This is a genomic window from Deltaproteobacteria bacterium (assembly GCA_003194485.1).
In the GTDB taxonomy this organism is placed as follows: Bacteria; Desulfobacterota; Dissulfuribacteria; order Dissulfuribacterales; family UBA3076; genus UBA3076.
Window position 1 is genome coordinate 99835 of record PQXD01000002.1, and the last position, 10296, is coordinate 110130.

General features: G+C 54.0%; 6 protein-coding genes and 1 pseudogene. 5 read left to right on the forward strand and 2 right to left on the reverse strand.

What is annotated here, in order from left to right:
• Positions 1-77: 77 nt before the first annotated feature.
• The 3 genes and pseudogenes from C4B57_01935 to C4B57_01945 all read left to right on the forward strand — a co-directional run bounded on the left by C4B57_01935 (position 78) and on the right by C4B57_01945 (position 831).
• A complete protein-coding gene (locus C4B57_01935) occupies positions 78-347 on the forward strand; it encodes a type II toxin-antitoxin system prevent-host-death family antitoxin (protein PXF55786.1) in 270 nt (89 codons plus the stop codon).
• Positions 344-634, forward strand: a complete 291-nt coding sequence (locus C4B57_01940; GenBank protein ID PXF55787.1) for a hypothetical protein — start codon at positions 344-346, stop codon at positions 632-634. The genes C4B57_01935 and C4B57_01940 overlap by 4 nt, the downstream gene beginning before the upstream one ends.
• Positions 635-735: 101 nt before the next feature.
• Positions 736-831, forward strand: a pseudogene (locus C4B57_01945) (transcriptional regulator).
• 188 nt (positions 832-1019) lie between these two features.
• Here C4B57_01945 and C4B57_01950 read toward each other — a convergent pair.
• Positions 1020-1757, reverse strand: a complete 738-nt coding sequence (locus C4B57_01950; protein ID PXF55788.1) for a sulfite exporter TauE/SafE family protein — start codon at positions 1755-1757, stop codon at positions 1020-1022.
• A gap of 24 nt (positions 1758-1781) precedes the next feature.
• A complete protein-coding gene (locus C4B57_01955) occupies positions 1782-6983 on the reverse strand; it encodes a RecQ family ATP-dependent DNA helicase (GenBank protein ID PXF55789.1) in 5202 nt (1733 codons plus the stop codon).
• 397 nt (positions 6984-7380) lie between these two features.
• On the opposite strand from C4B57_01955, the gene C4B57_01960 reads away from it, so the two are divergent.
• Together C4B57_01960 and C4B57_01965 are read left to right on the forward strand one after the other, a co-directional pair.
• Positions 7381-9312: a hypothetical protein gene (locus tag C4B57_01960; protein PXF55790.1), complete on the forward strand. Its 1932-nt coding sequence runs from the start codon at positions 7381-7383 to the stop codon at positions 9310-9312.
• Positions 9313-9396: 84 nt separating this feature from the next.
• On the forward strand, positions 9397-10062 hold the full coding sequence (locus C4B57_01965; GenBank protein PXF55791.1) for a hypothetical protein: 666 nt from the start codon (positions 9397-9399) through the stop codon (positions 10060-10062).
• The last annotated feature ends 234 nt before the right edge of the window (positions 10063-10296 follow it).

Genomic DNA, 10296 nt, shown 5'->3' on the forward strand with positions numbered 1-10296 from the left:
GTCCTCTATCTCACTATTGACATACATAATTATGGTCGCTATAATAACTATTTACGAAAAAAAAGGGGGGGTTTCCCGTGCAACCGATTAAGAATTATGTTCCTGTTACAAAGGCAAAAACCATTTTCTTGGATATGGTCAGAAAAATCAAAGATTCTGACGATGCTATAGTTATCACAAAAAATGGGATACCCGAAGCGGTACTTATCAGTATGGACAGATTTGAGGGACTGCTGGAAACATTAGAAATTCTTTCCGATGAAAAGGCAATGAAGTCCATACGAAAATCGATTCAAGAAGCTGATAAGGGAATGTGGGTTGATTATGATGAGGTCTTTCCGGAATGATCCAGTGGAAAATCAGATTGACCCCTGAAGCCAGCAAGGCCTTGACTAAACTTCATCCTGATAGCAAAAGACTCATTAAAAAGGCTGTAAAACAGATCTGTAACTCCCCCCATTCCGGAACTGACCTGCAAGGGGAATTATCCGGGTTCAAGTCGTTTAAGCCCAAAAAATACAGGATCATTTACAAATTAGCTGAAGAGAAACAGCGCATTGAGATCTATTATATTGGGCACAGAAGGGATGTTTACGAGCGATTCAAGCAACTCCTGAATCATTTCAGTTCATAAGAATACGGAGTAATAGATGCAGACAGTTATTTTCAGGAGCTTACCAGGTATATTCAATAAACTACCCTGCCGCAAGCGACAGGGAATAAAACCCCAAGGGATTCAAAAAGAAAAAGGGTCAAATAGTTACAGACCAGATACGAACAATAGATAAGTCGCGACTCATCAAAAGACTGGGGACAATCGATCCAAATACCCAATGTAAATATTCGGTGAACCCGTGGTCCACTGTGGAAGTTGCCATCCGTGCCCTGCCGCAGGAGCGGCTTGCCTTTTGCAGGGTTTCCTGCATGCAGGTCCGTACGGTGCCGGTTCCAGGTAAGTTTTAAGAGGCATTTCAAATATCACTAAGAGTATGTCTATGGGACGCATTTCCCTGCGTGCTTCAGACACGAAAGCCCATCGCAGAGGCGATCATAAGCGCTCCCATGCCAATGAGCAGGATCAGTATGAGCCGGATATACAATTCCAGGGATGCCCTGGAATAGATGCGTGAGCCGAGCCATACCCCGCTTATGACAGGCAGGGCGCTGACTGACAGGTATCGCAATACCAGAGCGTTGGTCAGCCCGGAAATCCAGTGTGCACAGGCAATGAGAAGCCCGGTAAGAAGAAAGAGGCCGGAGAGGGTGGCCTTGATGCTGTCCTTGGACCATCCGGTCAGCATGGTGTAGATAATTGCCGGCGGACCGCCGGCACTGAAGGCCGCGCCTATGACCCCTGTGGCAAACCCGGCCGCGTATGGACCGAAGGACGGAATCCTTATTGCCCTCGGCTTGAATCTGAGGCTGAATGAGGCATAGCCAACAAGCAGTATCCCGAGGAGGATTTTTATCCAGGTATTGTCCGCTCTCTTAAGGAAATATACCCCTGCCATGATTCCAGGCAGACAGCCCAGCAGAAGAGGAAAGATTTTGCCCCAGTCCAGATGCTGCTTGAGCTGCAGACAGAGATAGATGGTGATAATCAGGCCGTTAAGAATGCTGAGGGGAACCGCAGTCCTGGCATCCAGGAACAACAGGAACAGGGGCATGGCCAACAGGGCCGAGCCGAAGCCGGTAAGCCCCTGTACCAGTCCTGCAAGGAAGGAAATTGCGGCAACTGCCGGATAGAAATCTACCATTCTATTAACGGATGCATACTGTTATCACCCATGGAACACGGCCTCTGCCAGGGGCACTTCCCAGCACCCGCACCTGCATCGCTTCCGGAAGTCCGGTGCGCAGTCCGCCGCCCGCCTTTGCACCATTGCCAAGACCCGGATGGATTCGATTGCCTCCAGGCGGTCGCGCCAGTCCGCCTGGGCACTCCTGGACAGGACAGCGACACGCCTCCCCTTTCCATCATAGAGCCCCACCGTTTCAGCTTTTACACGGGCGCAGAGCAGGTCTCCAGGGTGCAGGGAGGCAAGTGCCCGGTGAACGGGGTCGTCCGGAGTCCGGCGGCCTGCAAAGTCGAGAAACAGGTCCTTCATGCCAAGGATAGAGTAACGCCGTTCCAGGACCTCTCTGGGTACGGACCTCGTAACAGGCGGCATACGCCTCAGCAGGTAATCGCCATCCAGGAGGCCTGTATACGGATTGGGGACATCCCTCCTTTCAAAGAGGCAGAGTGTCTCGCAGGCCCGCGTCACGGCAACATAGTAAAGCCTGCGCTCTTCTTCCCGTTCTTTCAGGGACCGGCCCCTGAGCCAGCCTCCGCCCGGAATGAAGACATGGGGGAATTCCATGCCCTTTGCGGCATGGACAGTGTTGAGAAAGACCCCCTTCCCTATGACATGCTCACGGCGTTGCTCAGCAAGCGTCTCGAAGAAAAAATCCACTGCGTGGCCGGCTGCAAGCTCCTCATTGCCGGTCTCCTCCCGCCACTCTTCGATTACTCCGCGAACCAGGTCCCACCACGGGGATCCCCCATGGTCTGATGCAAGAGCCTCCAGGATCTCCACAAGGTCCGCGGCGCTCAACAGCTCGTCCCGGCGCGCCTTGAGCGCATCGAGGAACTGTACGACCTCACGGATGCGATAGAGGGGCAGGACCTTGTCAGGGCCGGGACTCCGGCTCACGGGGATGCCGCGGTGCTCGCACAGGGCATGTATCGGGGACAGCTCGTCCCTGGTGCGGGCCAGGACCGCGCAGTCGGACCACTGCAGGCCGGGCGATATCCGGCCGAGGCGCTGCATTTCCTCCACCAGCGCCTCGGCCTGATGGGCCGTATCGGCCACCTCCAGGACCTGAACACGCCCCCGTGCCAACGGATCGAGACGGGTCCAGGCCCCGCCTGGCGGAGCATCCTCCCTTTCCTTGTTGATCCGGATGGGCTGTCCTGTCTTCATGCGATCAAGATTATGACGAATGAGGTCGTTGGCTGCATCTATGATGTGGCGGCTGGAGCGGTAATTTTCCACCATGTAATACGGCCGGGCCTGATAGTCTTCCCGGACCCTCCGGATGAACTCCACATTCGCACCGCGAAAGGTATAGATATTCTGGTCATCATCCCCTACTGCCAGGATGGTGAGCTTAGTGTCGGGGTCTGACCGGGTCCGGCCCGCTATGGCAGAGACCAGCTCGTACTGGTCGCTGTCGATATCCTGGTATTCGTCTACCAGGATATGACTGTAGCCTGCGAGCAGGCGCTCCCTGAGCCTGTCTCCCTCCAGGCCGGGGAGCTCAACCCCTTTATTCAGCAGGCGGATGGCGTCATGGATCAGCCTGTCAAAGTCTATGACCCCGCCCTCACTCCTTTCGGCGCGTTCTGCAAATGAGGTGCCTGTAAGGCGCATGGCCAGACCATGATAGGTCTGGATTGTCACTCCTTTTGCATCCGGCCCCACCAGGTCCCACAGGCGCCGGCGCAGGGTGGTAGCGGCATTGCGGTTGAAACAGAGCATGAGGATGCTGCGTGCCGGGACCCTCCTTACACGGAGAAGGTATGCACAGCGGTGGGCCACCACGCGGGTCTTTCCCGAACCCGGACCCGCTAAAACGAGCATGTTCTGCTCCTCCGGTGCGGCAACAAGCGCGATCTGCACGGGGTTGGCAAGGTCCTCTACGATGCGCCGGTAGGACTCCCGGCTCGTGGCCCTTTCGATCATCTCCCTGCATCCGGCAAAATAACGCCGCACAAAGGCCTTTCTCCCAAGGGAAAAATATGCAGCAACCAGACCAAGGGCCTGCGTGATCCTCTCCGCACCGAGGCGGGCATACTCGTTCATCACGTGTACCTGGAAGATACGCTCCCGGTAGTGGTATTCAAGAGGACTGTAGTCCCCCTTGCTGTAACGCCGTCTCTTGGCCTGCGGGAGGATGCGTATGGTCATGGCCTGGCGGAAGACGGCAAGACCCTGCTGCAGGACGATCACATCCTGTTCGTGCAGGAACATGAGCGCCCGGTCAATGGCGGCCAGGGGATCCTTGACCTCGGAGGAAAGGAACATGTGGGAACCGAGTGCCCTGCCGATCTCCTCCATGGAGAACTCGACGAGCAGCCCGGCAGAGGGAGGGGCGTCCTGCGGGATCTTCCCGAGCATGGTCTCAAGTGCCACCCCGGCCACTGCACGCCGCCTTTCCGCCGTCTTTTTAAGGGCATCCCAGTCCCGCTGCAGCTTGCAGCGGTAATAGTCGCAGGAGACGTATCTCAGATCCAGGCTGCCGCGCCGTCCGGCAAGACCCCTGCCATCCATGGCCAGGCTCCTTAAGAGATTGCGCAGGATCTCCGGCGAACTCTCGTGACCCAGATCAATGAGGCACTGGTTCAGGCGGCGCAGGGATAACAGCTGCCAGCCCTCCGGATCGGGCTCTGCCTCCTGCATCACATCCAGCATGGCTGTCTCAAGCCTGCATACTTTATCAAATACCAGGCGGGAATGGTTCGATACCTTGTGGCGCACAAAGGCGGACAATAACAGGGCCTTTTTGATGAGCCCGGCCTCTGTCATTTCGTTAAGCGTCCTCAAGACCCGGTGCGTATCTGTCTCCACGAAGGCCGTCCGGGAAGAAGAGGTCCTTTGAGGCCCTCTGAACTCCGGGAACTCTGCCAGTTCGTCGGCACTGATACCCTCGTTGCCATCGATATTCATCAGGGTCTCAAGGACGGCCAGCCAGCGCCTGTGCGTCTTCTCCGGCAGATTGAGACGCTTGAGTCTGGCACGGGCCTCATCCATCGTGCGCACCAGGGGACGGCCCTGGAACACACGGGTGTTGTTCTGATTGCGCTCCAGGAATCCGGCCCGCTCCAGCCAGGCGACAGCGGTCCGCACCCTGGTATCCGCCCGGGGATCGCTGCTGTCGATAACGGTCTCTACCTCCTCATCACGGAGCAATTCCCCGGCAGTGATGATCACCTCCCCGGCCTCGTTGCGCCTGGCACGACGCAGCCCGCGAAGTATCTGGGAGATGTCCCGCTGGCTCAGCTTGGACAGGGCGCTCAGGCGGAACTGGGTCTCGATATCCTGTTCGTCGTAGAGCAATATGCACTCAGCCTCTGCCCGATCCCGCCCGGCACGGCCTGCCTCCTGGAGATAGTTTTCCAGAGAGCCCGGGATGTTGGCATGGATTACAAGGCGCACATCCTCCTTGTCAATGCCCATGCCAAAGGCATTGGTCGCACAGATGATCCGGCTTTCGCCATTGATAAATGCCTCCTGGATCCGGCGCTTCTCAGGCGGCTTGAGCCCGGCATGAAAGGCCTCTGCCTGCCAGCCGTGTCTCTGCAGAAACTGTGCCGTCTCTTCCGCCTGCTTGCGTGTGGCGGTATAGACCACGGCGCTTCCCATGTCCGGCCCGGGAAGACGTTCGGAGAGGATCCGGTGGATCCGGGACTGCTTTTCCGGCCTGGTCAGCATCTGTACCTCAAAGTGGAGGTTTTCGCGCCGCACGCCGGCCTTGAAGACCACCAGCTCCTGGCCCAGTTCCCTTCGGAAGTGCTCGATAATCTCCTCAAGGACATCCGGCTTTGCAGTGGCTGTGAAGCAGGCCACAGGCGGCACGGGTGTATGCTGCCGGCTGGAGAACTCACGGATGAAGCGCGCGGCATAGAGGTAATCAGGACGGAAGTCGTGACCCCACTTGGACAGGCAATGGACCTCGTCGAATACCCAGCAGCTGATCTCCCGCTGGCTGATGGCATCCCGGAATGAACGGTTACGCAACTGCTCGGGCGAGACATAAAGGATGGCAACATCCCCCAGCCGTACCCGCTCCAGCACCTCGCCGCGCTCAGGCAGGGTCAGCATACCATAGAGGGCCGCTGCAAAGGGGGTGCCGGTCCTTGCAACCAGACTGTCCACCTGATCCTTCATCAATGCCTGCAATGGGGATATTACGCAGGTCAGCACGCCCCTCCGGAAGTTACGGACCAGGGCCGGGAGTTGATAACACAGGGATTTCCCGGTCCCGGTGGGCAGGATGGCGAGATGCGGCCGGTCGCTCATGCCATGGCGAACAATGACCTCCTGGAGACCTGAGCCGTCAGGGCCCCTGGGGTCCGGACGGAACCCGGAAAAGCCGAAAAAGCGCCTGAGCTGTTCAGTGGCGTCATGGGTGATCCGGCAGTAGCTGCAGGCAGGCTCATCACACGGCACGTCCCGAAGCCCATGCAGGATGGATACTACGTCCGGGAAGCGATGGCGCACCCAGGGGGGCAGCACTGAGTTGTGCCCTGCCACCTGCAGCCAGGCCAGGCAATAGGCAAGAGCCGGACGTCTCACGGGATCCTCCAGCCAGTGGGGTGCTTTCCTGAGAACGGCGGTTCGGCACGCCCGATCCCCCACGCCCTTGATAAAGGCCTCAAGGGCCGTGTCGTCAGAGATGGATCCGGCCCCAAGGGCGTTTAAAGCCGCTGCCAGGCCGTCACCACGCAGCCCCTGGCCACCCGTTTTCTCAAAGCAGTAGCGATAGAATGCAACGGCCTCCGGATGACGCGCCAGGAGGCCTGTAAAGGTATCCCACTGGTCATGAAACAGCGAGGCCGCGAGACGTGCATCAGCGACCGGATCGTTCACTGAATCGTGGACCAGCCTGTAGTCCTTTACCAGACGGTGGTAGGGATTCTCCGGAAATGCGATGGGAGACAGATACAGGGTGTCCACAACCGGCCTTTGGAGCAGGCGGAGGTTGGGGGCGAGTGTCCTCAGGACAGGTAAATCATGGCCGAGCAGATTGTGGCCGAGGATGAAATCCAGCCCGTCCGCGAAACGGTCCAGTTCGTCAAGGGTATCCCTGAGATCAAAGCGTCCCTTGCGCTGGAAGACCAGGTCCTGTTTGAGTGCCCCGATGCGAAAGATCTTCTCCCTGCCCCTGGTTTCCAGGTCCAGGACCAGGCATCTTGACAGAAACTCGGTAAAGTCCATTATTGGATGATATTATAAATGATTACGCCGAAAAAGTCCTGAAAATGGAACGGGGTTCATATACAGAGGACTTCCTGACACGCCATAGCCTTGGCGAAGACGGGTCACCCCATAGTTCACACCCATGCTTGGCGTATACAAAAATTACAAATAATTCGGTTACTACAAGGCAAACATGATCCTAAATCTCATGTTCCGGCATGCATTGCTTAAAATCAATTTCTTTTGATGAAATATTCAGAGAAGTGGCTCCGTGAGAGTTTAAAAAAGAAGAGCATTTATGTACTGATCGCACTGCATACTCATTTCACTTTTAATGGAGACGTGATAAATTGCGGTTTATCTCATGGGTGAGGCGCTCGCATGAACTTTATGTCTGACGAAAGCGTGGCAAAATATGGGTAGAAAAATATCTATCGCGGCTTCTTCCATCCTCATAATAATCGCTGTCTTTGTCTTTTACCGGCTTTCACACCTTGGCGCATTCCTGAAGATCGGAAATTTAAACAATGCAAATTGTTCCGTCCTGGCCAACCTGCCGGGCCCTGAAGACCTGCAGATAGACCGCAAAAAAGAGATCTTATATTTTATAAGTTATGACCGTTGGGCACCGCGTGGCACTCATGTTCGTGGTGGAATATACAGCCTGAACCTAAAGGCCTCCCAGGCCGGCCCCAAACTGATATGTCCTGATAAGCCGGAAGATTTTCATCCCCATGGATTCAGCCTGTATCAGGACAATGAAGGGGACAATCTGCTTTTTGTAATCAACCATCGGCAGGATGGCAGGCAAACCATTGAAGTGTTTGCGATTCAGCCAAACGATCGGTTGCAACACCTTGAAACCATTGAGAGCGGATCGACCAAGTGGCCCAACGATCTGGTTGCTGTGGGGCCAAGACAGTTTTACCTGACGGATATTAACAGGCCTTATAATGGTATAGGACTAAAAATCGATGCCTTGCTTCAATTACGCAAAGGTCGCGTAGTCTATTATGACGGCTCGGACTTTCAAATTGTTGCTGAAGATCTGTCCTTCCCGAACGGTATCAATCTCAGTAACGACGGAAAATCCGTTTATGTATCAGAGACCCTGGCAGGAAATATAGATGTCTTCCAAAGAGACCGCACATCGGGCCGCTTGAATCTCCTGGAATCCCATTTTGTCCGCGTTGGCCTGGATAATATTACAGTTTTACAAGATGGGAGCCTGCTGGTTGCTGTTCAGCCCAATTTGATTGCCCTTGCAAGACATTTTAAGAATCCGCAGGCAACATCTCCCTCACAGGTCTTGAAAATCAGGATCAATGAAGAAGGATATGATTTTCAGGAAATTTACAGTAGTTCCGGTGCGCAATTGTCCGGAGCAAGCGTGGCCGCATTGTATAAAAACAGGCTTATTATTGGGAGTGCCAGCGAATCAAAAATACTGTCCTGTGAATTGGACTGCGCGGATATAAAATTAAAAGAATGGAAAGAAAAAGGCCGATTTGTTACCATCAAATCACATCAAATATTTTATGTTGTCGAAGGTAAAGGGCCGGAGTTATTATTGCTCCATGCTTACCCTACTGCATCATGGGGATGGCACCGGATGTGGCCCGAATTGACCGGGCATTTCAGGGTGGTGGCTCCGGATCTGTTGGGGTCGGGATTCTCGGACAAACCGCCGGATGGGGATTATTCCATCACTTATTTGACCGACGTTGTTGAGGAACTGCTAAGTAAGTTAAAAATCAAAGAAACACACGTCCTGGCCCATGCTTATGGAAGTCTGGTGGCTCAGGAGTTGCTCGCCCGCTTTAATGAGGGCAGCCCAAAAATCTGTCTTCGCTCCGTGTGCTTCATAGACGGCGGAATATTCCCGGAAACAGCCAAAACGACCCCAATGCAGAAGTTTCTTCTTACTTCCGCAGGAAGGGTCGTTGCCAGGAATTTTCCTACCCCGTATGTAATTTTTAAACGTAATTTTTCCAATACATTTGGCCCTGAAACACGACCATCATCACAGGAAATGAAAGAATTCTGGGAGTTGCTTACCTATAATGACGGCCAACGGCGGGTTCCTGAGGTTATCCAGTACTTAAATGAACGAATTCATAAAAGAGGCCGATGGGTAAATGCGCTTCAAAAAACCACTGTACCACTGTGCCTGATAAATAGCATTTCAGATGAATTTACCGGCAAGGCCACCAATAAGCAATGGCGCAGATTATTACCACATTCATCACTCATAGAGCTTGCTTCGCCGGTAGGTCATTATCCGCCATTAGAGGACCCGGATGCGGTACTTAAGGCGTATTTCGATTATGTTGAAAAATATTTGTAAAAAGCCGTGCCGAAAGCTAATATCGTGTTTGAATAAATCTAAAGAAATAGGTCTGAGGCACTGCTATTTATCTGGAGTGTGACTATGAAGAATAGTACTGATTGGCGCTTTTTTTTACTTACTCTACTTTTTGCTTTTTTCGTTGCATTCAGTTCGTCGGTCTGGGCCGAGACCCCGCAAGCAGCGGAGGTGGGGCCTCAAACCGGATCTTCTGCTATCTGGAAAAACGGCAGCGGCAGCGGATTCCGCAAGGGCACCAGGGATTTGGGGTTTGCATTGGGACCGGGCTTGGGCCTGAAAATTTTCGGAAGTGATAAATCGCACGATCTGGCCCTTGCGTTCGGTCATTATGGTTGGATTTTAAGCGATCTGTTAGCCGAGGGCAATTGGTATCAAGGCAACTTCGAGGTCAGGAGCAATCTTTTCGCAGGGGGTCAGTTTGATCCCCATGGAAGATACGTGGTTGGAGGTTCAGTCGGTCCGCGATACAATTTTATCACCAACAGTCCATGGGTACCGTATGTGGGTGGAGCCGTAGGGCTCTCAGCTACCGACATCCGCGAAGGCGACCTGAGTACGACATTTGAATTCAATATCCAGATAGGATTCGGTGCGCATTATTTTTTCCGCGATGACGTATCCATGACCATGGAGGTGCGTGGACTTCACCTGTCTAATGCCCATATTGAACATCCGAACCACGGCGCAAACACGGTCATGTTTTTAATCGGGACGAGTTGGTTTTTTTAATGGAGGACGGGTCTCAATCCCCTGAGCGGGGCAACGAGATCTTGCATTCATCTCCCCTTCAGGGGCACGTCACCAGGGCGGCTGGAAATAATCAAGCGGCCCCGTCACTCTCTGGATATTTCATATAAGCGCAGGCGAATTTTGTGACGCAGCACAGGAGGCTCTTTTGAGCCTTCAGAGGCAAGCTGTGATCGTCTTTTCTCAAGCTATGGGTAAAAATACCACCATAGCCAG